22 protein-coding genes are annotated in these 26108 nt (G+C 49.4%); 17 read left to right on the forward strand and 5 right to left on the reverse strand.

All coding sequences use genetic code 11. The annotated features are described in order from the left end of the window. Positions 1–2: 2 nt before the first annotated feature. Complete coding sequence (locus tag LACZS1_RS01605; RefSeq protein ID WP_047106530.1) at positions 3–806, reverse strand: DeoR/GlpR family DNA-binding transcription regulator; 804 nt, start codon at positions 804–806, stop codon at positions 3–5. Between the two features lie 453 nt (positions 807–1259). Between LACZS1_RS01605 and LACZS1_RS01610 the strand changes: the two genes are divergently transcribed. The 11 genes from LACZS1_RS01610 (at position 1260) to LACZS1_RS01660 (ending at position 14454) form a co-directional block, all read left to right on the forward strand. Beyond that, entirely contained in the window at positions 1260–2747 is a 1488-nt protein-coding gene (locus tag LACZS1_RS01610; protein WP_070652340.1) for a sugar porter family MFS transporter, read from the forward strand. Between the two features lie 79 nt (positions 2748–2826). Further along, a complete protein-coding gene (locus LACZS1_RS01615; protein ID WP_070652341.1) occupies positions 2827–4302 on the forward strand; it encodes a CoA-acylating methylmalonate-semialdehyde dehydrogenase in 1476 nt (491 codons plus the stop codon). A gap of 33 nt (positions 4303–4335) precedes the next feature. Continuing rightward, positions 4336–5151 carry a 5-deoxy-glucuronate isomerase gene (gene iolB, locus LACZS1_RS01620; protein WP_010489803.1) on the forward strand — a complete coding sequence of 272 codons (816 nt, stop codon included), beginning with the start codon at positions 4336–4338 and terminating at the stop codon, positions 5149–5151. 34 nt (positions 5152–5185) lie between these two features. Beyond that, on the forward strand, positions 5186–6160 hold the full coding sequence (gene iolC / locus LACZS1_RS01625) for a 5-dehydro-2-deoxygluconokinase (RefSeq protein WP_070652342.1): 975 nt from the start codon (positions 5186–5188) through the stop codon (positions 6158–6160). 1 nt (position 6161) lies between these two features. Next, entirely contained in the window at positions 6162–9191 is a 3030-nt protein-coding gene (gene iolD / locus LACZS1_RS01630) for a 3D-(3,5/4)-trihydroxycyclohexane-1,2-dione acylhydrolase (decyclizing) (RefSeq protein WP_306402893.1), read from the forward strand. Between the two features lie 35 nt (positions 9192–9226). After that, complete coding sequence (iolG, locus tag LACZS1_RS01635; protein ID WP_010489795.1) at positions 9227–10279, forward strand: inositol 2-dehydrogenase; 1053 nt, start codon at positions 9227–9229, stop codon at positions 10277–10279. Position 10280: 1 nt separating this feature from the next. Continuing rightward, entirely contained in the window at positions 10281–11177 is an 897-nt protein-coding gene (gene iolE / locus LACZS1_RS01640; protein WP_070652343.1) for a myo-inosose-2 dehydratase, read from the forward strand. 29 nt (positions 11178–11206) lie between these two features. Further along, entirely contained in the window at positions 11207–12079 is an 873-nt protein-coding gene (locus LACZS1_RS01645) for a class II fructose-bisphosphate aldolase (protein ID WP_070652345.1), read from the forward strand. A gap of 88 nt (positions 12080–12167) precedes the next feature. Then, entirely contained in the window at positions 12168–12557 is a 390-nt protein-coding gene (locus LACZS1_RS01650) for a tautomerase family protein (protein ID WP_070652347.1), read from the forward strand. A 149-nt stretch (positions 12558–12706) separates the two neighbouring features. After that, on the forward strand, positions 12707–13585 hold the full coding sequence (locus tag LACZS1_RS01655; RefSeq protein WP_070652349.1) for a TIM barrel protein: 879 nt from the start codon (positions 12707–12709) through the stop codon (positions 13583–13585). 5 nt (positions 13586–13590) lie between these two features. Beyond that, positions 13591–14454, forward strand: a complete 864-nt coding sequence (locus tag LACZS1_RS01660) for a sugar phosphate isomerase/epimerase family protein (protein ID WP_070652351.1) — start codon at positions 13591–13593, stop codon at positions 14452–14454. Between the two features lie 128 nt (positions 14455–14582). Here the strand turns inward: LACZS1_RS01660 and LACZS1_RS01665 are convergent, their stop codons facing one another. Beyond that, positions 14583–15425 carry a MurR/RpiR family transcriptional regulator gene (locus LACZS1_RS01665; protein ID WP_274804399.1) on the reverse strand — a complete coding sequence of 281 codons (843 nt, stop codon included), beginning with the start codon at positions 15423–15425 and terminating at the stop codon, positions 14583–14585. A gap of 661 nt (positions 15426–16086) precedes the next feature. Here LACZS1_RS01665 and gnd point away from each other — a divergent pair. The 6 genes from gnd to LACZS1_RS01695 all read left to right on the forward strand — a co-directional run bounded on the left by gnd (position 16087) and on the right by LACZS1_RS01695 (position 22413). After that, positions 16087–17010: a phosphogluconate dehydrogenase (NAD(+)-dependent, decarboxylating) gene (gene gnd / locus LACZS1_RS01670; RefSeq protein WP_070650075.1), complete on the forward strand. Its 924-nt coding sequence runs from the start codon at positions 16087–16089 to the stop codon at positions 17008–17010. A 14-nt stretch (positions 17011–17024) separates the two neighbouring features. Then, the gene (gene gntK, locus LACZS1_RS01675) at positions 17025–18593 is read left to right on the forward strand and encodes a gluconokinase (protein ID WP_070650074.1); all 1569 of its coding nucleotides are present in this window, start codon (positions 17025–17027) and stop codon (positions 18591–18593) included. Positions 18594–18995: 402 nt separating this feature from the next. Beyond that, the gene (locus tag LACZS1_RS01680) at positions 18996–20348 is read left to right on the forward strand and encodes a gluconate:H+ symporter (protein WP_010489775.1); all 1353 of its coding nucleotides are present in this window, start codon (positions 18996–18998) and stop codon (positions 20346–20348) included. A 133-nt stretch (positions 20349–20481) separates the two neighbouring features. Further along, the gene (locus LACZS1_RS01685) at positions 20482–20826 is read left to right on the forward strand and encodes a hypothetical protein (protein ID WP_010489774.1); all 345 of its coding nucleotides are present in this window, start codon (positions 20482–20484) and stop codon (positions 20824–20826) included. Between the two features lie 73 nt (positions 20827–20899). Then, positions 20900–21619, forward strand: coding sequence for a metal ABC transporter ATP-binding protein (locus LACZS1_RS01690; RefSeq protein WP_039639686.1), 720 nt, complete (start codon positions 20900–20902; stop codon positions 21617–21619). Continuing rightward, the gene (locus LACZS1_RS01695; protein WP_010489770.1) at positions 21616–22413 is read left to right on the forward strand and encodes a metal ABC transporter permease; all 798 of its coding nucleotides are present in this window, start codon (positions 21616–21618) and stop codon (positions 22411–22413) included. The genes LACZS1_RS01690 and LACZS1_RS01695 overlap by 4 nt, the downstream gene beginning before the upstream one ends. Positions 22414–22493: 80 nt before the next feature. Here LACZS1_RS01695 and LACZS1_RS01700 read toward each other — a convergent pair whose 3' ends face one another. The 3 genes from LACZS1_RS01700 to pepF are packed head-to-tail and all read right to left on the reverse strand — an operon-like array spanning position 22494 to position 26016. Next, positions 22494–23342, reverse strand: coding sequence for a metallophosphoesterase family protein (locus LACZS1_RS01700; RefSeq protein WP_093997946.1), 849 nt, complete (start codon positions 23340–23342; stop codon positions 22494–22496). Then, positions 23339–24220, reverse strand: a complete 882-nt coding sequence (locus LACZS1_RS01705; RefSeq protein WP_010489767.1) for an NAD(P)-dependent oxidoreductase — start codon at positions 24218–24220, stop codon at positions 23339–23341. The genes LACZS1_RS01700 and LACZS1_RS01705 overlap by 4 nt, the downstream gene beginning before the upstream one ends. Then, positions 24217–26016: an oligoendopeptidase F gene (gene pepF, locus LACZS1_RS01710; RefSeq protein WP_070650070.1), complete on the reverse strand. Its 1800-nt coding sequence runs from the start codon at positions 26014–26016 to the stop codon at positions 24217–24219. Before pepF ends, LACZS1_RS01705 begins: the two co-directional genes overlap by 4 nt. Positions 26017–26108 lie beyond the last annotated feature (92 nt).

Genomic DNA, 26108 nt, shown 5'->3' on the forward strand with positions numbered 1-26108 from the left:
ATTTATGAAGGTGAGACTGCCTGCTGCGTTTTGGCATTGATGAGCTGAACATTGTTTTCAGTCAAAAAATCGCGATATTTTGCGTCAACATTGCCATAGGTGACAATCGCATCGATGTCTTGCAAAGCGCCATAAGTGAGAAGCGAGACGCGGCCAAACTTGGACTGATCGATGAGCAGGATCTTGCGGTGCGCCTTTTTAAAGATCTCGGCTTTGATGAGATATTCGTTGTACTCCGAGTTGGATAAGCCGCGTGTCAGCGAAATCCCGGTTGCGGCCATGAACGCCTTGCCAATGTTAAACCGGCTGAAGATGTTCATATCATCAATACCGGTAAACGACTGGGTCCGCCGATCAAAATTCATGCCAATGATGACGAGTTTGATGTTCGCAAGCGGTGCGGCTTGATTGATAATCTGCAGATTATTGGTAACTAAAGTGAACGGAAAATCTGTCGGTAAAAAACCGCCCATCTCAGCAGTCGTGGTCCCTGAGTCAATAAAAATCAAGTCTTCAGGTTCGATGAGTTGGGCCGCAGCGCGTCCGATCTGGCGTTTTTCATTCGGTGCCGCTAATTGACGCTCACTGTAAACGGTGAGGGCATTGCCTTTCGTGCTGGGAGTCGTGGTGTTATCCGTCACCCCACCATACACTTTTTTAACGGTACCGGCAGCAATGAGGCTGGCCAGATCGCGACGAAGCGTGCTGGGAGCGATGTCAAACTTATCTTCGAGTTCTTTCATGGAAGCCGTCTTGACGTCGCTGATATAGGCTTGCATGGCATCAATTCGTTCTTTTCTAAGCATGGATGTCACCTTCTTCATTTCTATAAGCATTTCGATTATAGCACTTAATGACAAACTTTTGAACAACTTTTGACTAACTTGCCAGCCGAATCATGATTAATTTCCTGATAAGCAATTGGTTGGCTCCGATTCCCGAAACAATGTACCGATTTTCTCAAGAAAAAATGGCAACATTCAAACATAAAATCTGCTTTGATCTATGCGCAAAGCGGTGAACATAACATTGGTTTTCTTTGGCAAAGCCGCTAGTTGTTTGCCTTTATCATACCATCATGGTATAGGAAGATTCATCTTTTTGACCGGTTTTGTGAATAACTGGTCATTTTATGAGCAAATGTTGAATACTTTTTAGTTGACTTTGATCTAGTCTGCTTATATGATGGCAATGTGATCATAAAGTAAGCGCTTAACTTTGTACTAAAAAACTTCAGAAAAGTTTGGAGGCTATGGGAAATGCGCAAAGCAGGAATTGTTAACGACAAAGGCGAGGCTGCGCTTGCTCCGCAGACGTCTGGCGGGATTAAATCTGAAAAGTTGCCTAAGTCGGCACGGCGCCGGTTACGGATTATTTCCGTGATTGCGACATTTGGCGGCATGCTCTTCGGGTATGATACCGGGGTGATCAACGGTGCGTTACCGTTCATGACCAAGGCAGGAGAATTAAATATGTCGCCTTCGATGGAAGGCTTGGTAGCAAGTTCATTAACGTTGGGGGCCGCTTTTGGGGCAGTTTTGACTGGCCGAATTTCCGATCGTAAAGGTCGGCACAAGGTGATTACCGCACTTGCGATGTTGTTTGTTGTCTCGACAATTGCATCGGCATTGTCACCAACGGCACCAATATTGGCGTCAGTTCGATTCGTTTTGGGTCTGGCTGTTTGGGGCGCTTCGGTCATTGTTCCGACCTTCCTCGCCGAGGTTGCACCGTCAAATCTTCGTGGGCGGATTGTGACCCAGAATGAATTCATGATTGTTTCCGGACAACTGCTGGCCTTTGTGTTTAATGCCATTTTAGGAACCACACTGGGTCATATTCCCGGCATCTGGCGGTGGATGTTAGTCCTGGCTACGATTCCGGCGATTATTTTATGGATCGGGATGAATTTTGTTCCCGAATCACCGCGATGGTTAGCGGCCAATGGCAAGTTGGATCAGGCACTGAGCGTTTTGCGAGAAATTCGGACAGAAGAGCAGGCGCGTGACGAAATGGAAAAGATCCAGATTTCCTTAAAATCGGCACAGGAAGTGAAGAGCGCTTCGATTGCCGACTTGAAGATCGGCTGGATCAGACGGCTTGTTTTGATCGGCATTGGCTTAGGCATCATGCAACAGATTGTCGGGATTAACGTCATGATGTACTACGGAACGACAATTCTGCAGACCACCGGCTTTGGCCAGAACGCGGCTTTGATTGCCAATATTCTGAACGGTGTTACATCGGTGGTTGCAACCATTGTGACGATGCATTTGATGAGTAAATTCAAACGGCGTCAAATGTTATTAACTGGGATTTCCGGTACCTTGTTCTCACTTGTCGGTATTACACTGACCAGCCACTTTCTGGCAGGCAGTCCGATGTTGCCTTATTTCACGATCTTGTTGACGATTATCTATCTGGCGTTCTTCCAAGGCGCATTAGGACCGCTGACATGGTTGCTGCTATCGGAAATTTATCCAGCGCGGATCCGTGGTTTGGGGATGGGATTTGCCACCTTCTTCCTCTGGATCAGCAACTTCTTCGTCGGTTATTTCTTCCCGGTTATGTTGGCAGGTATCGGTATGTCGAATACCTTCCTTGTCTTCGTGGGAGCCAACATCATTTCATTGATTTTCGCATGGCGGTTTGCACCGGAAACAGCCGGTCGTTCGCTCGAAGAAATCGAATTGGACAACAAGTTTGATGACAAGTTCCCGGAAAAGAGCAAGATCAACAAAAATTAAGTTTCCGAAGTCAATTTGTTTGAAAATGTAAGCGCTTCATATCATCCTTGAAAAAGAAGCACGAAAGGAGTCAGTTTCAATGACAACGCAACAAGCAGTGAAGACACTCAAGAATTTTATCAATGGTAAGTGGGTAGACGCTAAAACCGATACCTTCGAAGATGTTTACAATCCTGCAACCGGTGAAGTTTTAGCTCGGGTACCGCATTCAAGTAGCGAAGATGTTGCCGATGCGGTTGCCGCAGCAAGTGCCGCGTTTAAGACCTGGCAGCGGGTATCGGTTCCTAAGCGGGCCAAAATTCTATTCAAATACCAGCAGTTATTAGTTGAACACCAGGAAGAATTAGGGCGGATCGTGACTGAAGAAAACGGCAAGAGCCTCAGTGAAGCAGTTGCCGAGGTCGGCCGTGGTATTGAAAATGTCGAATTTGCAGCTGGCGTTCCAACCTTGATGATGGGGGATTCTCTGACAACGGTGGCGACCGATGTCGAGGCGACCAATTACCGTTATCCGGTTGGCGTTGTTGGCGGCATTACCCCCTTCAACTTTCCGATGATGGTGCCATGTTGGATGTTTCCGATGGCAGTGGCAACCGGCAATACGTTTGTACTGAAGCCATCCGAGAAAACGCCGCTGACAAGCCAGCGACTGGTGGAACTGTTCCAGGAAGCAGGCTTGCCTGATGGGGTGCTGAATATCGTTAATGGGTCAGTGGATGTTGTGAATGGTCTTTTGGATCATCCTGATGTTAAAGCGATTAGTTTTGTGGGTTCCGAGCGGGTCGGCGAATATGTGTACAAGCGCGGCAGTGAACACTTGAAGCGGGTTCAGGCCTTGACCGGGGCAAAGAATCACACCATCGTTTTGGAAGATGCAGACCTTGATGCAGCTGTGAAAGGCATTATTAGTTCGTCATTCGGATCAGCCGGTGAACGCTGCATGGCAACTTCGGTTTTGGTATTGCAAGAAAGCATTGCCGACAAATTCATGGCGAAATTTACGCAGGCAGCTAAGGACATCAAGATTGGCAACGGGCTGGACAAAGGGGTCTTCCTGGGACCGGTTATTCGGAAAGAAAATCAGGAACGGACTTTGAACTATATCAAAACCGGGGTCAAAGAAGGCGCCAAACTGATTTTGGATGGTTCGGAAGAAGCTAAGGAACGCGATGGCTACTTCGTTGGACCGACCATTTTCGAAGACGTCAAAACCGACATGACCATTTGGCATGATGAAATGTTCGCGCCGGTGCTTTCGGTGATGCGGGCCAAAGACTTGCCGGAAGCCGTTGCCATTGCCAATAGTTCCGAGCTAGCCAATGGTGCCTGCCTCTTTACGGACTCAGCCGCATCCATTCGCTACTTCAGAGAAAATATCGACGCCGGCATGTTAGGTATTAACCTCGGCGTTCCGGCACCCATCGCAGTCTTCCCGTTTTCTGGGTGGAAGCATTCGTTCTTCGGCACACTGCATGCCAATGGCAAAGACAGCGTGGACTTCTATACGCACAAGAAAGTTGTGACGGCGCGATATGATCAAAGCCGGTTCAAGTAAAAGTTTTGCAGCTTTGAAAAGAGGAGGTTCACGATGAGCTTACTGTATCAAAAGCAAAATCAGGAAATTCGGCCAGGCGTGCATTTGATTCAGGATGTCAATGCAAGTAATTCGCCAATGAAGTATACGGCAGTCAAGGTTTTGGCGCTTGATGCGAACGCTTCGTATGATGAAACCTTGGGAGCGTTTGAGGCCGGCATTGTTGTTTTGACCGGAAAAGTAACCGTAACTGCTGACCAACAGCGATTTGAAGGTATTGGTCAGCGGCAGTCGGTTTTTGACAAGATCCCGACTGACAGTGTTTATGTCGGCACCGGGTTGCCGTTCAGTGTCACCGCACAAACGGCAGCCAAGATTTTGATCGCTTATTCGCCAACCACAACGTCCTTCCCGGTTCGTTTGCTTAAAGGCGATATTCATCAAATCGAGCATCGCGGTAAATATCAGAATAAACGCCTGGTGCAAAACATTTTGCCAGACGACCTGCCATTTGCGGACAAATTGTTGCTGGTGGAGGTTTATACGGATTCAGGAAACTGGTCAAGTTACCCGCCGCATCGCCATGATCATGACAACCTGCCGACAGAATCGTTACTGGAAGAAATCTATTATCACGAAATGCAACCAAAGCAGGGATTTGTTTTTCAACGTGTCTATACAGACGATCACTCGCTTGATGAAACCATGACCGTTCAAAACCAAGACGTTGTGATTGTTCCTAAAGGCTATCATCCCGTTGGCGTTCCAGACGGGTATGATAGCTACTACCTCAACATTATGGCAGGACCGACCCGGGTTTGGCATTTTCATAATGCCCCGGAACATGCGTGGATTATTGATCGCAAGTAGAAAAGGTTGATGCGCAAGGGAGGAAGCATTTTAAATGTCTAAAAAATTTGATTTGATTGCTATTGGCCGAGCAGCCGTTGATTTAAATGCAGTTGAATATAATCGGCCGTTAGAAGAAACCAAGACCTTCGCGAAGTTTGTTGGCGGCTCGCCAGCCAACATTGCGATCGGATCCGCCAAATTAGGCCAAAAAGTCGGCTTTATTGGCAAAGTGTCAGATGATCAACTGGGACATTATGTGACCCAGTATATGGTTGAAGTGGGCATTGATACTTCACAGATGGTTAAGGATGATGCCGGCCATAAAATCGGACTGACTTTTACCGAAATTATTAGTCCTGAAGAAAGTGACATTTTGATGTACCGTAATGAAGCCGCCGACTTATATTTATCAGCCGATGAGGTTTCAAAAGACTACTTGGCCCAAGCACAGATGCTTGTCATCTCAGGAACCGGATTAGCCCAGAGCCCGTCACGCGAAGCAATTCTAAAAGCACTTTTGCTGGCGAAGGAGCTTGGTGTCGAGGTTATTTTCGAACTGGATTATCGACCATACACTTGGCAAAATGCCGAGGAAACCAGCCTGTATTACCAACTTGTTGCCCAAAAAGCCGACGTCATCATCGGCACCCGCGATGAATTCGATGTTTTGGAAAATCATCAAGGCAATACCGATGAGCAAACCATCGCAACCTTATTCCAATACGATGCCAATCTGATCGTCATCAAGAGTGGGGTTCAGGGTTCGAATGCTTATACCAAAGCAGGCGACAAGTATCATTTTGGCGTTTTCAAAACGAAGGTGCTAAAGAGCTTTGGCGCAGGTGATTCTTTTGCAGCCGGATTCTTGTATGCGTACAGCCATCATCTGGGGATTGAAACGGCCTTGAAGTATGGGAGTGCTGCGGCATCGATTGTCATTAGCCAGTTAAGTTCTTCGGAAGCCATGCCGAACTTGGCGCAACTGACCGAGTTTATTCAAAAGGCTGAGACGCAGGAGGTGCATTAAGATGAGCGCAATGGAGTTGGAGCCGCAAACAAAAACATCGCAACGGTCCGCACCTGACACTGTCCGGCTGACGACCGCACAGGCGTTGGTTCGCTTTTTAAATCAACAATATATTGACGTGGATGGAGAAGTGACACCCTTTGTCGAAGGTATTTTCGCCATTTTCGGACACGGCAATGTGCTGGGGCTGGGAGAAGCCTTGCAGGAAGACCCCGGTCATTTGAATGTTTATCAAGGACACAACGAACAAGGCATGGCCAGCACGGCGATTGCTTATAGCCGTCAGCTGTATCGCCATAAGATTTTTGCGGTGACGGCTTCGGCAGGTCCGGGATCGGCAAACTTTGTCACCGCGGCGGGTAATGCTTACGTTAACAACATTCCGATTCTCTTTTTGCCAGCCGATACGTTTGCAACGCGCCAGCCGGATCCGGTTCTGCAACAGATTGAAGTGGATGGCAGCGCAACGACGACCACTAATGATACGTTGAAGCCGGTATCCAAGTATTGGGATCGGGTTGAGCGGCCGGAGCAATTGATGAGCGCCTTGCTTAAAGCGTTTGAAGTACTAACCAATCCGGCTATGGCAGGGCCGGTAACCATTGCCTTGCCACAGGATACCGAAGCGCAGGCGTTTGATTATCCGCGCAGTTTCTTCAAGAAGCGCGTCCATGTCGTGAAACGCATTCAGCCAAGTGCAGCCGAATTGGCGGAAGCAACCCGGCTGATCAAGGCCAGCAGCTATCCAGTTTTGATTGTTGGCGGCGGCGCGAAGTTTAGTGAAGCCGGACCGGCAATCGAGGCGTTTTCGGATCAATTGAAAATTCCGATTGTTGAAACTCCGACAGGCAAATCTACCGTCTCTTCTGCTTTTGCGAACAATATGGGTGGCACCGGCGTTCTGGGGACAGCCGCTGCCAATGACGTGATTGCCAAAGCCGATCTGATTATTGGGGCAGGCACGCGGTATACGGACTTTACGACGGCATCCAAGACCGCCATTGATCCAGAGAAGACCCATATTATCAATATTAATCTGAATCGCATGCAGTCCTATAAGTTTGATGGGTTCCCAGTGGTTGCCGATGTGCGTGATACTTTAACCCAACTGACAAACGCGTTATCTGGATACGAAAGCGGATTTACCGACTTGGTAGACATCAAGGCGGCTTGGCAAAAAGAACGGAACCGCTTGGCGCACACGAATTATGACGCTCCGGACTTTACGCCTGAAGTTAAAAACCAATTTAGCCCTGAAACCTTGGCAGAGTATGCGGCAAAACTGAAAACCCACTTCACGCAAACCGAAGCAGTCATTGCGGTCAACGACACGATCGACCCAGACAGCATTATGGTCGCAGCAGCCGGTTCGTTGCCGGGGGATGTTCAACGTATCTGGGATCCGGTCGAACCGAACACCTATCACATGGAATATGGGTATTCCATGATGGGGTATGAAGTTCCAGCGGCCTTGGGCGTCAAGTTGGCGGAGCCGGATAAAGAAAGCTATGCCTTGGTCGGGGATGGCAGCTTTATCATGCTGCATTCGGAACTCGTTACGGCCCTCCAGTATCACAAGAAAATCAATATTTTGGTCTTTGATAATTCAGGGTTTGCGTCGATCAATAATTTACAAATGGCACAAGGCAGCAATAGTTACCTGACTGAATTCCGAACAGCTGATCATGATATTTTGACGATTGACTTTGCCAAAATCGGTGAAGGATACGGGGCGAAAACTTACCACGCTAATGATCGGGAGAGTCTGATCGCCGCTTTGGAAGACGCTAAAAAACAAACTGTTTCAACGTTAATTGACATCAAGGTGCTGCCGAAAACAATGACGCAAGGTTACGGTCAAAGCTGGTGGCGTGTCGGGGTGTCTGAAGTTTCTGACAATCCGAAAGTCCAAAAGGCGTATCGGGCCATTCAAGAAGGTATTGATCAGGCGTTTAAATACTATGAAAAAACAGCAAAAGGAGCGATCAACATGGTTGTCAAAGTTGGTGTTATCGGAACAGGCGCAATGGGTCGAGCGCATATTGATCGGCTGACGAATGTCTTAAACGGCGCAAAAGTGGTGGCAGTCACTGACATTAATCAAGAAGCGGCTAAAGCTGCGGTGCGTGATTTTAAACTGGATGCAAAAGTTTACCCTGACGACACGAGTCTGTTACAAGATCCGGATATCGATGCGGTCTTTGTTGTCAGTTTTGGTGGGGCACATGAAGCGACGGTTCTTAAAGCCTTGGATACGGACAAATTTATTTTCACGGAGAAGCCATTAGCGACAACCTTGGAAGGCGCCAAGCGCATTGTCGACAAAGAAATGGGTAAACCGCGAAAGGTCATTCAAGTCGGGTTCATGCGGCGCTATGACGAAGGGATTCATGCGTTGAAGACTCAGTTGGATTCAGGCATCATTGGGACTCCGCTGGTTGTTCGGGCCAGTCACATCAATCCGGATGTGGCGGCGAACTATTCCAATGAAATGGCGATTACCGATACTTTGATTCATGAAATCGATGAGATGCACTGGTTGCTTGACGACGATTATGCATCGATTCAGATCACCTATCCGCGGCAGTCAAGCAAAGTGAACAACGAAGGATTGCGGGATCCGCAACTGGCGACGTTGACGACAAAAAAAGGTGTGGTTATTCAAGTGCTGGTTCATGTGACGGCGCAATATGGCTATGAGGTCAAACTTGAAGTGGTTGGGGAAACTGGCGAGTTGAAACTGCCGGATTACGGATTTGCGCCAATTGTGCGAACCCAGGCAACGCAACAGACTGCAATGGAAACAAGTTGGGTCAAGCGCTTCTTGCAGGCTTATAACACCGAAGTACAGGAATTCATTGATCAGGTGGCCAAGAATGAATCGCCAATCGGTCCTAGCGCGTGGGATGGTTATATTGCCGCTGTCACCGCAGAAGCCGGCATTCGCTCGCAGAAAGATCAGGAACCGGTTCTCATTAATGTAGCCGCAACACCGGCGTTTTATCAAAAGAAACAGGCAGTAAAAGCTTAGTGAACCAAATAAATGACTTGAGGAGGATATTGATGATGGCTCAACGGACAGTAAAAATCGGCATTGTGGGGTTAGGCCGACTAGGGAAAATCCATGCGACTAATCTGGCAACCAGCGTTCAGAACGCTAAGCTGCAGGCAGCCACAAGTGTTGTTCCAGAGGAGTTGGCATGGGCGCGCGAAGAACTTGGGGTTGAAGAAACCTATGAAGACTTTGACGATATGGTTCAAAACGCAGATATTGATGCGGTGTTTATTGTGTCGCCTTCAGGTTTTCATTTGCCGCAAATTGAAAGCGCTATGAATGCGGGCAAACACGTTTTTAGCGAAAAACCGATCGGCTTGGATCTTGCGGCGATCAAACACACACAGACCGTGATCAACCAGCATCCTGATTTGAAATTCCAGCTTGGCTTCATGCGGCGCTTCGATGATTCGTATGTTTATGCAAAGCAGCTAGTTGATGAAGGCAAAATTGGCGACATTACACTCATCCGCAGTTACAGCATTGATCCAGCGTCCGGGATGGAGAGCTTCGTTAAGTTTGCGACCTCGGCTAATAGCGGCGGCTTGTTCTTGGACATGTCGATTCATGATATTGATGTGATTCGCTGGTTCACCGGTAAAGAGATTGACAAGGTTTGGGCGATCGGGTTGAATCGCGCTTATCCGGTTCTGGATCAGGCTGGCGAGCTGGAAACCGGCGCGGCGCTGATGCAACTTGAAGATAAGACCATGGCGATCCTGGTAGCCGGACGCAATGCGGCACATGGCTATCATGTCGAAACCGAAGTCATCGGGACCAAAGGGATGCTGCGGGTCGCACAGGTTCCAGAGAAGAATCTAGTGACGGTGATGAACGAAGAGGGCATTATCCGACCAACATCCCAGAACTTCCCTGAGCGGTTTGCCCAGGCATTTCTGAGTGAAGAAAAGGCGTTTGTTGACAGCATTTTGAAAGACACTTCAGTCGGAATCACGGCAGAAGATGGCTTGCAAGGTACGAAAGCAGCGCTGGCATTACAGCAGGCATTTGAAAAGAACGATATTGTCAAAGTCGATGACGTAGATAAAAAGGTGGGTGCTTAAATTGACGATTGAGCTAGGAATTGCGCCAATTGGTTGGACAAATGATGATATGCCGGAACTGGGCAAAGAAGTGACATTTGAACAAGCGATTGATGAGATGGCGTTGGCAGGGTACCAAGGAACCGAAGTAGGCAATAAATACCCAAAGGATCCGGCAGTGCTAAAGCATTATCTGGAATTGCGCCATCTGAAGATTGCCAGCGCATGGTTCAGTGCCTTTTTGACGACCAAGCCGTATGAGGAAACCGAAGCGGCCTTCATTAAACACCGGGACTTTCTGCATGCGATGGGCGCCAAAGTGATCGTCGTTGCGGAACAGGGACATAGCGTTCAAGGAATGCTGGACAAAGCTGTTTTTGATGACAAACCGCATTTTACCGATGAGGAGTGGCAGCGATTGGCGACCGGATTGGAACGGTTAGGCGATCGGGCGCATGAAGTAGGGATGCAAATTGTGTATCACCATCACATGGGTACTGGCGTTCAAACGACGGCAGAAATTGATAAATTGATGGCGATGACGGATCCAGACAAGGTGTCGCTTTTGTTTGACACCGGGCATCTGGTTCTATCCGGTGAAGATCCGTTAGACATTTTCAATCGCTACAAAGATCGGATTAAGCATATTCACTTCAAAGATGTTCGGCCGGAGCAAGCTAAGCAGGAACGGGCAGAACACATGAGTTTCTTGGCAGGGGTCAAAAACGGCATGTTTACGGTACCTGGCGATGGCATGATTGATTTCAAGCCAATCTGGCAAGCCATTCAAAAGAGCAACTATAGCGGATGGATTGTGGTTGAAGCCGAGCAAGATCCTGCCAAGGCAAATCCGCTTGAATATGCGTTGAAAGCAAAGCAGTACCTGGATACCATCATGGCAATCCCGCAAGCAGTTTAAGGGTTTGATTTAGAAGGGGTATGGTCCTTATGGCGTTGATACCAGCAACAACATTGATGCAAGCCGCACTGGCTCACCACGCTGCAATTGGTCATTTTAATATTAATGGTCCCGACTGGCTGGAGACGTATCTTAGCGTTGCTGAAGAAACCAAAACGCCGATTATTGTGGCAACTTCCGATCGGATTATGGATTTTCTTGGGGGCTTCGACTTCATGTCCCGCTATGTGCGTTTCATGATCCAAGCGTTGGGGATTACCGTGCCGGTTGTGCTTCATCTGGATCATGGTTTGTCTGTCGAACACGTTTATCAGGCGATTGATGCCGGCTATACATCGGTCATGTTTGACGGCTCAATGTTGCCCATTGATGAAAATGTCGCCTTAACCAAAAAGGTGGTCGCCTATGCGCATCAACGTCATGTGTCGGTTGAAGCAGAAGTTGGCAGCGTTGGTGGTAATGAGAATGGCCTGATCAACGGGATTCGTTATGCCAGCGTGGCGGATGCGGTCAAAATGGCTGGCACCGGTATTGATTCGTTGGCTGCAGCGCTGGGTTCGGTTCATGGCGATTATGTTGGGCGGCCCAAGCTTAATTTTGAGCGGATGGCCGCGATTGCCGACGCAACCAAACTACCGCTGGTTTTGCACGGCGCATCAGGTATTCCTGACGACCAGATTCAGCAAGCGATTCAAACCGGAACAGCCAAAATCAACATCAATACGGAAGTGAATACTGTGTGGACGGAAGCAGTTGCCAAAGCGCTTCAACAAAAACGCTCCGGTCACGATCCGCAACCAATTCTCACAGCAGGCAAGCAAGCGATGGCGCGCCTGGTCGAAAGTAAAATGAACGACTTTCATATTCTGGGGAAAAGTGCCCGCCTAACTGCGATGGGATAAGTATTTGCCGACATCGCCGTCAGTCATTTATGATGGTGACCGATTGGACAGCTTAAAAGTCGACAGCGTGAATTAGGAGGATGAAGCCATGCCATTGGTTCGGTTTGACATGTTAAAGGGCCGATCACCCGAAACGATTCAACAGATTTTGCAGATCACGCATGAGGTCATGGTGGCAGCTTTTGATGTACCGGCGCGTGATCGTTATCAAATTGTCCACCAACATGAGCCTTACGAAATGGTTGTTGAAGATACTGGATTAGGGATACCGCGCACGGATAAGGTTGTGGTCATTTCATTAGTCAGCCGCGTGCGTACCGTTCACCAATTAAAGCAATTCTATGCAAATTTGGCAGAGCGGTTATCGGCAGCAGGACTAGTCGATAAAAACGATCTCATGATCAATGTTTCGTTCAACAGCGACCAAGGATGGAGTTTCGGCCAAGGAAAAGCGCAATTTCTGGATGGCAGTTTGTAGGTGAATCATAAGATAGATTGAAGATGCCTTGGCCGTTTCTGGAAGTATGCAACGGTTAAGGCATTTTCTGTGCGGCTGCTAGATGTGTTAGAAAAGCTGACAGCTAACAATATCAAAACAGTGTGCGTAAGAAAGTAGAGGCGTTAGACATGACGATTCAAATAGAAAAAATGGCGCTCAATCGAAAAGTAGCGCAGGACCGCTCACTCGAAAGTTTTTTTCAATTAGCGACAGAAGTTGGCATTCATCAGGTGGAGTTGCGCAACGATATGACGGCGTCCGATCATCCCGAGACAGTCATTGATCAAATGTCGGCCGCAGCATTTAATGCGTTAAAAGCCAAATACGGCATGAAGATTCTGACCATTAATGCGCTGCAACAATTTAATCAGCCAGCAAAGTTAGTCAAAAATCGGCAACTTTTGACCGGACTGGCCGAGTTAGCGGTTCAAATCGACAGCCCAGCCATTATTTTCGTGCCGGAAGTTAATCCGCAAGATAGCCGAACGTCGCAACAACGACTGGAGGACGCGGCCCACAATCTGCAAGTGTTTGGCGAGATCTTAGCGACTTATCATCTGACCGGGTTAGTTGAACCGCTGGGCTTTATGGCTAGCACGTTGCGGTATCCGTGGACGGCGCAACAGGCGATCGAATTATCCGGTCGCACGGAATTCAAGTTAACCATTGATACCTTCCACTTCTTCTTGGCACATATAACGGCAGCACAGTTTAAGGCAAATGTTGACGTGAAACGAATCGGACTCGTTCATTTGTCTGGCATCGAACCGATTCACGAGTTGCGCGAAGTTTTGGATGAGGATCGGCTGTTTATTACAGACCGGGATATCATGCAAAACGTTGAACAGGTACAGCTTTTTGAATCAATGGGTTATAAAGGCAACTATTCCTTTGAAGCCTTCTCGACACGGTTAGCGGCCGAAAGTAACCAGCAGTTGGCGCACGAAATCACCACCAGCATCGCGCAATTGAATCAATCAACGGCGGTTTCAGGTTTGGAGGTGTGAAGATCATGAAATTAGCTTACGATCCTTCCATGTTTCGCGACACCATGACGTTGAAGCAAATGTTTGACGAGGTCGCTCGTCTCGGCTATGAATATGTTGAACTGTCACCGCGTAGAGATTTCATTTGGTTCTATGAACATCCGGTAGCGGACACGGCACTGATCAAGCAAGTAAAACGGTATGCCCAGGATGCCGGCGTAAAAATTTCTTCGGTACTTCCGGTGCAGCAATGGTCATCACCCGATGAACAGGAGCGTGAATTTGCTGTTCGTAACCTGAAACGCACAATTGAAATCACGGCGGCGCTGGGTGTGAAAGTGTTGAATACCGAATTTTCAGGCGATAAGTTCCAGCCACTGGTATCACAGGGACAGTGGTACAAATCCATGGAAGAGCTGGCGCCAGAATTTGAAAAGAACGGCATCACCTTGGAAATCCAACCGCATCCCAATGACTTTATTGAATCGAACTTGGCCGCTAGCTGCTTAATCCGCTCGTTGGATGTCGACTGGGTCCATCAGGTTTGGTGCAGCTCTCATGCCTTTTATATGGATGACGGGCGCGGTGATATTCGCCAACAGTTTGCGGAATCCGGTGATCTCATTACCCATGTTCTGATTGCAGACACGTTTAATCACAAAGGCAACCAAGGCTTGCGGTACATCATCAATCCGCCAGGCGCCCCGGTGACGATTCACCAGCACTTAAACCCGAGCGAAGGTGAAGTCGATTTTGCCACGCTTTATGCTGTGTTGCGGGAACGACATTTTAACGGCATCATCACCAACAATGTGTTCGCCTGGCCTGACAAGGTTGACTGGTCAAATAAAATCACGCTGCAGTCTATCAAAAACGGCTTGCAACTCTGATAGTCGTGGCTGGTGACGGTCAATGTCATTTAGCTAAAAAATATTTCCGATCCAAAACGACACCTGATGAATGAATTCTCAGATGTCGTTTTTGTATACTTAAAGTGACATAAGCTGCTGATGATTGATTATCGGCGCGTCGCATCAATGGTGGCGCGGACCCGGCGAAAGAGTGGGGCGGTCTGACTGTTGGTTTGAATGGCACTGATCATAAACAGTGTGTCCATGAGGCTGAGTTCCGCGATTAACGCATGGAGCGCTTCGGTTCGGTAGCGCGATTCTTCGGCAACCGCGACAAAGGCGGCATCGGCCATTTTTGCCAGACGGGAAGCCGGTGCGCCGGTGATCACGATAAGCGGTACCTGTTGTTGCTTGGCCAAGTCAGCTAACGCAATGGCATCTTTATCTTCACCGGAATGCGACGTCAAAATCATGGCATCATTGGCGCCCAGATGCGTTGCTGCCATGAGCTGCATATGATAATCCGCGGCATAGGCAACGGGAATGGCCGTCCGCAGAAACTTGTGATAGCCATCTAACGCAACAAGATTGCTGGCGCCTAATCCAAAAAGGCCGAGATGATCCGCATGGGTAATCCAGTTAATCGATTTGGCCAAAGCGTTGGCATCCAGGTTGGCCAAAGTGGTTCGGAGCGCATCGATATTGGAGGTGAAGATTTTTTGCGCTAAGGTCTCGACAGAATCGTCTGGGCTCAGTTCCGCAAATAGCGTTTGGTCCGGTTCCGGTGGCGACTGAACCAAGGCCATCCGCAGCGCCTGGAAGTTCGGGTAACCCAACGCCTTGGCAAATCGCGAAATTGTAGCCGTACTGACGCCCGTTATTGCGCTAAGTTCCGCAATATTTGCCTGACTGGCGCGATCTGGATGCGTTTGAAGAAAATCCGCTAATTTCTTTTCTTGCCGACTCAAGTTTGGTTTATAAATTTGTAGTTGTACCAGAAAATCGTGCATATGCCCCTCCTCCATTTCCTCAAGATGAGTATAGCATTAAATACATGGGTTGAAAATTAATTACGAACAGTTTGCTTGATTTTTGTAATTTTTTTACATACAATGGCACCATGATCACGGAGGAGTGCTTTCGATCCCCAGAAAAGTGGTCTTGGCGTTCACATTAACGCGTTCGCAGTCGCAGAAATCTGCGTGTAAGGACCTTGGTCGCAATGGCCAAACCCGGGCCATCACGCCCAAGGCCGCTTACACTTCGGCTTCTAAGCGCTCCTGCTCACGCTCACATTAACGCGTTCGCCAGCGCAGAAGCCTACGTGTAAGGACCTCGGTCGCAATGGCCAAACCCGGGCCATCACGCCCAAGGCCGCTTACACTCCGGCTTCTAGGCGCGCTGGCTCACGCTCACATTAACGCGTTCGCAGTCGCAGAAATCTGCGTGTAAGGACCTTGGTCGCAATGGCAAAGACCGCCATCACGTCCAAGGCCACTTACACTCCGATTTCTAAGCGCTCCTGCTCACGCTCACATTAACGCGTTCGCCAGCGCAGCAGCCTACGTGTAAGGACCTCGGTCGCAATGGCCAAACCCGGGCCATCACGCCCAAGGCCGCTTACACTCCGGCTTCTACCCGCGCTGGCTCACGCTCAGGAGGGGATAGCATATGCAAGTAGGTATGGTAGGTTTAGGCAAAATGGGTATGAATCTGGTCGCGAATATGCGCGATCATGATATTGAAGTGGTTGCGTTTGACTTGAATGATCAGGCGCGGATGGAAGTGGGGCAATATCAGGCGAGAGCTGTTGCCAGTCTCGATGCGCTGGTGATGAGTCTGGCATCACCGCGGATCATTTGGAGCATGGTACCGGCGGGAAAACCAACCGATGCAACGATTAATCAGCTGGCCAAGTTACTGCGGCCTGGCGACATCGTGATTGATGGCGGCAATTCTTATTATCAAGATTCTATTAAGCGAAGTCAGTTACTGGCAGAGGAAGGCATTCACTTTTTTGATGTCGGGACGTCCGGCGGCATGGCAGGTGCGCGGGCCAATGGCAATTTCATGATCGGCGGTGACCAAACCCAATTTGCCAAAATCGAACCGCTGTTTGAAGCCATTGCCGCGCCTGGTGGCTATCTGTACACCGGCCCGGCTGGTTCAGGGCATTACTTGAAAATGGTTCACAATGGCATTGAATACGGCATGATGCAGGCGATTGGCGAAGGCTTCGATGTTTTGGCTCACAGTCCTTATGATTACGACAATGAAGCAGTGGCAAAAATGTGGAACAACGGCTCCGTGATTCGCAGCTGGTTGATGGAACTGGCCGGTAATGCTTTTAGCGACGATGCCGATCTCGAAAAGATTCAGGGGATCATGCATAGCTCCGGTGAAGGCGCATGGACAGTCGAAGAAGCCTTGCGCCTGCACGTGGCAACGCCGGTGATTGCCAGTGCGTTGATGATGCGCTATCGGTCAGAAGCGGCCGATACCATGACCGGTAAAGTAGTGGCTGCTTTACGCAATCAGTTCGGGGGACATGCAGTTGATCCCACGACTGGAAAACACGGCGGCCAAGTGAAGTAAAGGAGAACAACGTGATGTCTATCAAATATATGATCGGGGTTGATTTAGGTACAACGAGTACCAAGGTCGTTTTGTTTGATCTAAAAGGTCAAGCGATTGCAACGGCGAATAACCCTTACCCGTTATATCAAGATACGCCGGATATGGCTGAAGAGGATCCGGAAGAAATTTTTGCGGCGACGGTTGGCGGATTAACCGAAGTCATGCATCGCGGAAATGTTCAGCCCAGTGAATTAGGCGGCGTTTCGTTTTCAGCCGCCATGCATAGTCTGATTTTGATGGATGAGCATGACAAACCGATCACACGGGTTATTACCTGGGCAGACAATCGGGCAGCGGCTTACGCGACGAAGCTGAAGCAAAGTGACCTGGGAATGACGCTGTTTAAGGCGACCGGGGTTCCAACGCACCCGATGTCGCCGCTGGTGAAATTACTGTGGCTCAGTGCCGAGCATCCCGAGCTTGTTGCCCGCACGCGTCATTTTATCGGGATTAAAGATTATATCTTGTTCCGCTTCTTCGGGCGGTATGTTCAAGACTATTCACTGGCAAACGCGACGGGCTTGTTCAATATTCATACGATGGATTGGGATGATCGTGCCCTAGATGTTGCCAATGTCCGGCGCGATCAACTGCCGGAGTTGGTGGATACGAGTTATCAGCTGACCGGGTTAAATGCTAATTACGCCGCCGTGACGGGCATTGACGACCAAACACCGTTCATTCTCGGAGCTAGCGATGGCACGCTAAGTAACCTTGGCGTTGGCGCGATTGATCCTGGCGTTTTGGCGGTCACGATTGGCACTTCAGGCGCCGTTCGCGTGGTGACGGATAAGCCGGTTGTTGATCCGCAAGGGCGGTTGTTCACTTACTACCTAGCGCCCGATAAGTGGGTCGTCGGCGGTCCGGTGAATAATGGTGGCATCGTGTTCCGCTGGGTGCGCGATCAGTTGTTTGCGCCGGAAAAAATCACCGCCGAGCAATTGCAGGTTGATTCATATGAAGTTTTGACCGATATTGCCAGCAAAATTCCTGCCGGTGCGGATGGGCTGTTATTCCACCCCTATCTTGGCGGGGAACGGGCACCGATTTGGGACGCAAATGCGCGCGGCAGTTTCTTCGGCTTAACCCGTCAACACACGCGGGCACACATGGTTCGCGCCGCACTTGAGGGGATTGTTTATAACCTGTATATGGTGATGTTGATGATCGAAGGCATTACCGGTAAACCGCGCGCCATTCAGGCCACAGGTGGGTTCGCCCGCAGCGCATTATGGCGGCAAATGCTGGCCGACGTATTTGAACAGGAAGTCAACATTCCCGAAAGCTTTGAAAGCTCAGCACTGGGAGCCGTAGTGATTGGAATGAAATCGCTAGGGTTGATTGATGATCTCAGTGTCGTCAAGGATATGATTGGCGTGACCAACACACACGAACCGAATGAAGCTAACTTCCAGGCTTATCGGGAATTATTGCCAATCTGGATTCGGTTAACGCGCAAACTCGGCAGCGAGTATCAGGCGATTGCCGATTATCAACGTGCACATCCGGATCCGAGGGCACGTAGCAAAGAACAGGATTAATGAAAAAGCGGTAGCTCATGCTTGCTTATGATACAGGTCTATGAAAAAAGTGGTCGACAGACGCGAGACAGACTCAATACGGCTGCCACTTTTTATCGATAGTTTTGTAAGCGGTTTCTAAACGCGCTGGCTCACGCTCATCATAACGCTCTCTCCAGCGCAAAAGCCTGCGTGTAAGGACCTTGGTCGCAATGGCAAAGACCGCCATCACGTCCAAGGCCGCTTACACTCCGGCTTCTACCCGCGCTGGCTCACGCTCATCATAACGCGCTCCCCAGCGCAAAAGCCTGCATGTAAGGACCTTGGTCGCAATGGCAAAGAGGCAAAGACCGCCATCACGCCCAAGGCCACTTACACTCCGGCTTTTAACCGCGCTGGCTCACGCTCAGGAGGGGACTTATCATGGATTTACTTGTCTTGGTTTTAGGCATTCTATTACTGTTGGTGTTGATTATTAAATTTAAGTTCAACACTTATGTTTCTCTGATAATAACAGCTGTTGTTGTGGCACTGGGGCTGGGGATGGCACCAGCTAAGATCGCCACGAGTATTCAAACCGGTATTGGCTCGCAATTAGGTGAGCTTGCGCTGGTCTTTGGTTTCGGCGCGATGCTGGGGCGGCTGGTTGCCGACGCCGGTGGTGCTTATCGCATCGCCCACACGCTGATTAACGCGTTCGGACGCCGGGGCTTACAATTAGCGGTGGTTTTGGCTTCTTTCATTATCGGCATTGCTTTGTTTTTTGAAGTCGGGATCGTTTTGCTGGTTCCGATCGTCTTTGCCATTGCTGCTGAAGCCGGTGTCCCGATTTTGACACTTGGCATTCCGATGGCAGCAGCTTTGTCGGTCACGCACGGCTTCTTACCGCCACATCCGGCACCGACAGCTATTTCGACGGCGCTGGGTGCTTCAGCTGGACTGGTGCTGGCGTATGGGGTGATCATTGCGGTGCCAACCGTCTACATCGCCGGCCCGCTATTTTCCAAACTTGCCCATCGGCTGGTTCCGGATGCTTTTGAACGGCGTGGGAATTTAAAAGCGTTGGGACCGCAAAAAACCTTCAAGCTTGATGAAACCCCTGGCTTCGGTATCTCGGTTTTGACTTCCCTGTTCCCGGTTATCCTGATGGCCATTGCGACGGTCTATGAACTGGTTCTGCATGGTGGCAAAACACCAAAAACACCGACCGGTATGGACAATCTGATCGCCTTTATCGGGTCACCGAGTATTGCGATGCTAATCTCGCTTCTATTCGCCATGTGGGCCATGGGTTATGCCCGCAAGCTGCCAGCCAAGGATATCATGGCTACGCTGGAAGATGCGGTGAAGTCCATTGCGATGCTGCTGTTGGTTATCGGTGGCGGCGGCGCATTCAAGCAGGTCTTAATTGATGGCGGCGTTGGTGATTCCGTGAAAAACCTATTCGTCTCATCGTCCATTTCGCCACTGATTCTTGGCTGGTTAATTGCCGTGGTTTTGCGAATCGCACTCGGTTCGGCGACCGTTGCCGCCATGACCGCTTCTGGACTGGTGCTGCCCTTGATGCAAAGCGCCGGCATTCAACCAGCTTTGATGGTGCTGGCAATTGGCGCTGGATCATTGGCAGCCAGCCACGTCAACGATGCCGGTTTCTGGATGTTCCGTGAATATTTTGACCTCACCATTAAGCAAACCCTGCTGACATGGACCTTGTTGGAAACGATTATCTCCGTTGTCGGACTGGGTGGGGTGCTGCTGTTGAGTTTGTTTGTTTAAAGGCAAAAACATTAAAAAGTCGACCATACGTCGGCTTTTTTGCGTTTGCAGGTTCAAGCCGACCGTCGCAGTCAGTCGCTCAATATGATAAACTTACGCCATTCACAAATACAGAAATGGAGATCTTTAACTTATGTACGAACCAACCAAAAAACGCCGCGTTGCCGAAGATGTTGCCAAGGTTTTTCCCGAAGAGGTAACGAATCAGATCTTTGATGTCATTGCCGTGATGCAGAAGGCCAAGCAACTGGTAACGGCACCGGTGGCAATTGCCTTTTCAGATGATTATACCGATGACGAAATGTATGCGATGATCATTCAGGGTAACCTGGCACCCGCACAGGAATTCCCGTTGACCTATAAGGGGGACAAGCCTTTTCTAGGGCATGGCTATATTCTTGTGGTGAAGGATAAGCCGAAAACGATTCGGATTGACTTTAGTGCCGCTAATCCGTTCAAAGCAGATAAAACCAAATAAAACTGGCCTTTTCATGAAAACTTAGGTAAAATAGTAGATCGTAATCGTTACCGTCTACGATTGGGAGGCAGCTATGAGCGAACCAATTTTGTCTGTGAAGCACCTTAGTTTTGGATTTCGCGATCAACAACTTTATCGCGACCTGAGTTTTCATTTGGATGTCGGCTCGATAACGAGCTTGGTTGGGCCGAATGGGGTGGGGAAGACCACGCTGATTCGCTTGCTGATGGCACAGTTAAAGCCGCAAGCCGGCACGATTCAGTTTCGCAAGCAGCCACCGGTTCGACTGGGCTATGTGCCCCAGTTTCGCAATGTCGACGAGGAATTTCCGCTGTCAATCCGCAGCTTTATTCAATTGCGGCAGCTGGACCATCTTTTCTTCTGGCATACACCTAAGGAAAAAGCGGCACTGAATCGGGTTATCAAAGCGACTCACTTAACGCATATTGCTGACACGCGGCTCGGAATGGCGAGCGGCGGTGAAAAGCAGAAGGCCTATTTAGCCCAGGCGCTGCTGGATGATCCCAACTTTTTGATTCTCGATGAATCGACAGCGAGCTTGGATGTGAATACCAAGCATGAGTTGATGGATCTGGTCCAGGAGCTGAACCAGACTCAGAAGTTAACGGTGCTTTTCGTGACGCATGACTTGAGCCTGGCGAAGCAATATACCAAACAATATTTGTTGCTGACTGGCGATCGTTACGAAATGAAACCGACTGCCGAGATGGATCTGGCTTCAATGCCGGAAGAGTTGCGCAATGATGCCGAGAATCGCGGGGTGATCGCATGAATTTATTTGCTTATGCCTTCATGCAAAATGCTTTTATGGCCAGCACGTTTATCGCTATCACGACCGGTATTGTGGGCGTCTTTGTGGTTGCCCGTAATATGTCCTTTCTGGCGCATACTTTGTCTGAAGTAGGCTTTGCCGGTGCCGCGTTTGCAGTGTTTGCCGGCATTAGACCGCTGGATGGGATGCTGATGTTTACGGCCATTAGTAGTATCAGTGTCGGCCGCATGTCGGTTCAGGCCTCGCGTCGGGAAGCGTCGATTAGCGCGGTTTCGAGCTTGTTCATCGGCTTGGGCATTTTGTTTTTATCGCTTTCGAGTGCCAATGCCAGTTATGCGACGACAATTTTGTTCGGGAGTATTATCGGCATTTCGCGCAGTGACGTTTGGCAGCTGGTCGCGTTGGCTGCCGGCGTTCTGTTTACGCTGTATTTTGGCTATCGCCGCCTAGCTTTTGATTCGTTTGATCCGGTGGGCTCTGCCGCGCAGGGGTTGAAAAGTAAATACATTTCCATTTACTTTCTGCTCATTCTCGCGGTGTCGGTTTCGATCGGTGCGCAGATTGTCGGCAGTTTGCTAGTGTTCATTTTACTCACGCTGCCGCCTAATGTTGCTAAGTATCTGGGAAGGACGCTGCCGCAGATGATCGTGATTTCCGTCATCACGGCGCTCATTGGCGTCTGGAGCGGCCTTTACCTTGGGTTCCTGACGAACTGGCCAGTGACGTTCTTCATCGCTGCCATTGAGTTTATCTTTTACTTCTTGGCACTGTGGTATCACCACCAGACAAATTGATTGAATTGCATTAAAAAATGGCTTTAGAGAGCAGATACATGCCTCTCTAAAGTCATTTTTCGTGTTAGTCTAAAATCCCACTAGTGCCGCTCGCGCTGCTGACGTAAAAATTCAGCGACTTCTGCTTGATAGTGGTGGGATTGATCAAACTGGGCAAGGTAGGCGGCGTTGTGGGTGCTTGTCGCGCCAGTGTGCCGCAGCTTGGTGTAAACCTCCAGATAAGGCAACTGAGCATTCTTGGCCACTGCCAGTTCAGCCGCGACGTCATAGGAAACCTGCCGTAAGTTCAGATCGGTGATGGCACCGTTGTCGAGTTCCAATAATGCGTAATCCGCGTAGGTAGTCGTTTGCAACTTAGCCCGCGGCGAATAAGCTTGGCCAATCGAACCGGGATTGAGAATAACCTGACCGCTGCTGGTATAGCGCAGCAATTGCTGATGGGTGTGCCCATAAATCGCAATGTCGATATCTTGACTCGGAGCAATCTGGTCAAAGTTTGCCTGTGGTTGGTCGGGGTATAAGCGATGACCGTGATTAGAGTCTGGCAGATTGTGGGCCAGGCTGATCACGAGGCCATCTTGTTCAAAAACGTCATGCAGCGGCCAATGACGGATGGTCGTCAACATGTCGGCCGTCAGCTGCGGCCACAGATACGCCACTAAGCGACTGAAGTAGACATCGGTTGGTTGTGCCAAGTCGACCGGACCATCCAAAACCCAGAATAAATCGTCATCCCAATTTCCTTTGACAAGATGGGTCAGCGGCAAGGCGTGCAAATCCTGCCAAAGATTGGCTGCTGCCGAACCCGGAAGAAATAAATCGCCAAGAAACCAATATTCATCTGCATGATGTGCTTGGGCGTCTTTAATAACCGCCGAAAAGGCAGTCATATTGCCGTGAATATCTGATAAAATGGCGATTTTGGTCATGCTTCATCCCACCGTTCGTTCATTGTGACTAACCCTTGCGTGCCTAAATCGCCTTTGCCTGCTGCTACCATTTTGGCATACAGATCTTCGGCCAATTCGGTTGCCGGCAGCTGTAAATGCATTTTCTTGGCTTCGTCTAACGCAATGCGGAGGTCTTTGAGAAAATGCTTGGCGAAAAAGCCTGGCGTGTAATCGGCTTGCAGCATGCGCGGACCGTAATTACTGAGACTCCAGTTCGCCGCGGCGCCACTGCCGACGACTTTCAGAATTTCGTTCAGATCCAGTCCGGCAGCTTTCCCATAGACGAGCATTTCGCTCAATCCGGTCATCGTGCCGGCAATCATAATTTGATTGGCCATTTTGGCATGTTGCCCGGAACCGGCCGGGCCAAAATAATTGACGGATGAGGCGATTGGCGCAAACAGCTCTTTGAGTTTTGGCAGCAAGTCTTTTTGACCGCCGATCATGATGGTGAGGGTGCCTTTTTCAGCGCCGATATCTCCACCGGAAACAGGCGCATCAATGGCAATGACGCCTTTTTCTTTGGCTTTTTCGGCAATTTGCTTGGCCAGTGTCGGGGTGCTGGTGGTCATGTCAATCACTAAGTCACCGGCTTGGGTACCGGCAAGAATGCCATCGCAGCCAAAATAGACTGCCTCGACATCTTGTGGGAAGCCGACCATCGACATGACAACATGACATTGTGCAGCAACGGCGTGAGGCGATTCTGCCCAGACCGCACCGGCATCCAAGACTGCCTGTGCATGGGCCTTGGTGCGATTATAAACGATGACTTCCTGACCGGCTTTAAGAAAGTTCTTGATGATGCCGGTGCCCATCACACCGGTGCCAATAAATCCAAGTTTCAAAGGACTCATCCTTTCTGCAAAAGTTCTTCCAATTCCGTTAACCGTTTTTCAAACATTGAAAATGCCGCTTCCAGATAGTCCGGTTTGGTCATATCGACGCCAGCGGTTTTCATGGTATCGATGGCATATTGCGAGCTGCCTGACTTTAAATAGTCCAAGTAGCGGGACGCGGCGTTGGGTTCGCCGCTGCTAATGCCGGCAGCTAGCGTTGATGCTGCGGCAAAACCGGTTGCATACTGATAGACATAATAATTGTAATAGAAATGCGGGATTCGTGCCCATTCGAAGGCAATTTCGGGATCGCGGGCAACATCCAGTCCATAATACCGGGCATTGAGATCGGCGTAGTATGTTGACATACTGGTTGCCGTGAGTGGCTCGCCTTGTTGGTCCTGCTGATGAATCCAGTGTTCAAATTCGGCAAATTGCGTCTGGCGGAAGACGGTACCTTTAAAGCCATCGAGATAGTAATTCAGGATGTAGGCGCGTACCTTGGGGTCATCCGTGTGGGTCAGGAAGTAATCGGTGAGCAGATTTTCGTTGGTCGTTGACGCAATTTCGGCAACAAAAATCGGGTAATCGCCATACACATAAGGCTGGTTGTGACGCGTGTACCAGCTGTGAACGCTGTGGCCGGTTTCGTGAATCAAAGTATAAAGTTCGTCCACCGCGTCATGCCAGTTCAGCAAAATAAACGGATTCGTATCGTAAGACCCACCTGAATAAGCGCCGGAACGTTTGCCTTTATTTTCGACGACATCAATGTAGCGGTTGTCAAAGATTTCCCGGACATGGCTGAGATAATCATCACCAAGCGGCGCCAAAGCTTTCAATGCTTCAGTTTTTGCTTGGTCAAGCGTGAAGGTCAATGGCGGCTTGCCGGTCAACGGGGTGTAGATGTCATACATGTGCAATTGATCGACGCCCAGGACTTTTTTCCGCAATGTGACATAACGATGCAGAAGCGGCAGATGGGTGTTGACCTGGTCGATGAGGGTCGTATAAACACTTTCTGGAATATGATTACTTGCCATTGCCGCCGCGCGGGCATTGGCGTAATGATGGGCTTTGGCATTAAAGTTGTGCGCCTTGACTTGGCCGCTCAGCGTTTGGGCAAACGTGTTCTTCATGCTTTCGTAAGCACGCAGTAACGTTTCAAAGGCTTCTTTGCGCAATTTTCGCTGAGTTGAGCGAATCAACTGGCCATACAAGCCGTTACTGAGTTGCACTGTTTCGCCGTCTTCATTTTCGACGAAACCGAATTGCAGGTCGGAATTATCTAGGACGTTGAAAGTAGCATGGCTGGCGTTCAGCGCATCACCGGCACTGGCAATCAGAGCCTCGGCTGCGGTTGTCAGCACATGTTGGCGATTAACGGTGATCGCATCAATAAAGTGCCCAAACGGCTTGAGGCTTTCGGTGTCGCGCCATGCTGTCAGTTTGTCTGCGGGAATTGCCAGAATCTCCGGATCCAAAAAGGCTAACTGACTGGCAAGTTCGGCACCGAGGCTCTCGGCCTTGGCATTCATCGCCTGATAAGTGGCGTTGCCAGTATCCTGATCGCTTTTCAGGCTTGAATAAACATAGACTTTCTCAAATCGTCGAAAGACTGCTAAAACCGCCTTGATGCCGGTGATGAGTGCATCGGCTGAATTGCCTAAAGTTCCCTTGAGCGCGGCTGCTTCTTTAGCCTGTTCGCGCACAGCTTCAAAGTCAGCGTTCCAAGCCGCATCATTTGGATAGATGGTGGTTAGATCCCAGGTCAGCTTGGTTGGAACATCTTCACGTACCGGTAAATGTTGCATCTGATCAGCTCCAATTTCTAATATTTCTTTAATGTTACCATATCACGCCGATTTTTGAGCTAAATCCCTTCTTTCTTCATAATTATCTGCTA

Origin of the sequence: Lacticaseibacillus zeae subsp. silagei (assembly GCF_030770335.1) — a bacterium.
In the GTDB taxonomy this organism is placed as follows: domain Bacteria; phylum Bacillota; class Bacilli; order Lactobacillales; family Lactobacillaceae; genus Lacticaseibacillus; species Lacticaseibacillus zeae.

Bases quoted from the DNA above. Each gene is read 5' to 3' on its own strand.
- LACZS1_RS01665 (WP_274804399.1), bottom strand. From the start codon at position 15,425: ATGCACGATTTTCTGGTACAACTACAAATTTATAAACCAAACTTGAGT.
- LACZS1_RS01700 (WP_093997946.1), bottom strand. From the start codon at position 23,342: ATGACCAAAATCGCCATTTTATCAGATATTCACGGCAATATGACTGCC.
- iolC (WP_070652342.1), top strand. From the start codon at position 5,186: ATGTCTAAAAAATTTGATTTGATTGCTATTGGCCGAGCAGCCGTTGAT.
- LACZS1_RS01650 (WP_070652347.1), top strand. From the start codon at position 12,168: ATGCCATTGGTTCGGTTTGACATGTTAAAGGGCCGATCACCCGAAACG.
- LACZS1_RS01605 (WP_047106530.1), bottom strand. From the start codon at position 806: ATGCTTAGAAAAGAACGAATTGATGCCATGCAAGCCTATATCAGCGAC.
- pepF (WP_070650070.1), bottom strand. From the start codon at position 26,016: ATGCAACATTTACCGGTACGTGAAGATGTTCCAACCAAGCTGACCTGG.
- gnd (WP_070650075.1), top strand. From the start codon at position 16,087: ATGCAAGTAGGTATGGTAGGTTTAGGCAAAATGGGTATGAATCTGGTC.
- iolG (WP_010489795.1), top strand. From the start codon at position 9,227: ATGGCTCAACGGACAGTAAAAATCGGCATTGTGGGGTTAGGCCGACTA.
- LACZS1_RS01695 (WP_010489770.1), top strand. From the start codon at position 21,616: ATGAATTTATTTGCTTATGCCTTCATGCAAAATGCTTTTATGGCCAGC.
- LACZS1_RS01660 (WP_070652351.1), top strand. From the start codon at position 13,591: ATGAAATTAGCTTACGATCCTTCCATGTTTCGCGACACCATGACGTTG.
- LACZS1_RS01690 (WP_039639686.1), top strand. From the start codon at position 20,900: ATGAGCGAACCAATTTTGTCTGTGAAGCACCTTAGTTTTGGATTTCGC.
- LACZS1_RS01655 (WP_070652349.1), top strand. From the start codon at position 12,707: ATGACGATTCAAATAGAAAAAATGGCGCTCAATCGAAAAGTAGCGCAG.
- iolB (WP_010489803.1), top strand. From the start codon at position 4,336: ATGAGCTTACTGTATCAAAAGCAAAATCAGGAAATTCGGCCAGGCGTG.
- LACZS1_RS01685 (WP_010489774.1), top strand. From the start codon at position 20,482: ATGTACGAACCAACCAAAAAACGCCGCGTTGCCGAAGATGTTGCCAAG.
- iolD (WP_306402893.1), top strand. From the start codon at position 6,162: ATGAGCGCAATGGAGTTGGAGCCGCAAACAAAAACATCGCAACGGTCC.
- gntK (WP_070650074.1), top strand. From the start codon at position 17,025: ATGTCTATCAAATATATGATCGGGGTTGATTTAGGTACAACGAGTACC.
- LACZS1_RS01610 (WP_070652340.1), top strand. From the start codon at position 1,260: ATGCGCAAAGCAGGAATTGTTAACGACAAAGGCGAGGCTGCGCTTGCT.
- LACZS1_RS01645 (WP_070652345.1), top strand. From the start codon at position 11,207: ATGGCGTTGATACCAGCAACAACATTGATGCAAGCCGCACTGGCTCAC.
- LACZS1_RS01705 (WP_010489767.1), bottom strand. From the start codon at position 24,220: ATGAGTCCTTTGAAACTTGGATTTATTGGCACCGGTGTGATGGGCACC.
- LACZS1_RS01615 (WP_070652341.1), top strand. From the start codon at position 2,827: ATGACAACGCAACAAGCAGTGAAGACACTCAAGAATTTTATCAATGGT.
- LACZS1_RS01680 (WP_010489775.1), top strand. From the start codon at position 18,996: ATGGATTTACTTGTCTTGGTTTTAGGCATTCTATTACTGTTGGTGTTG.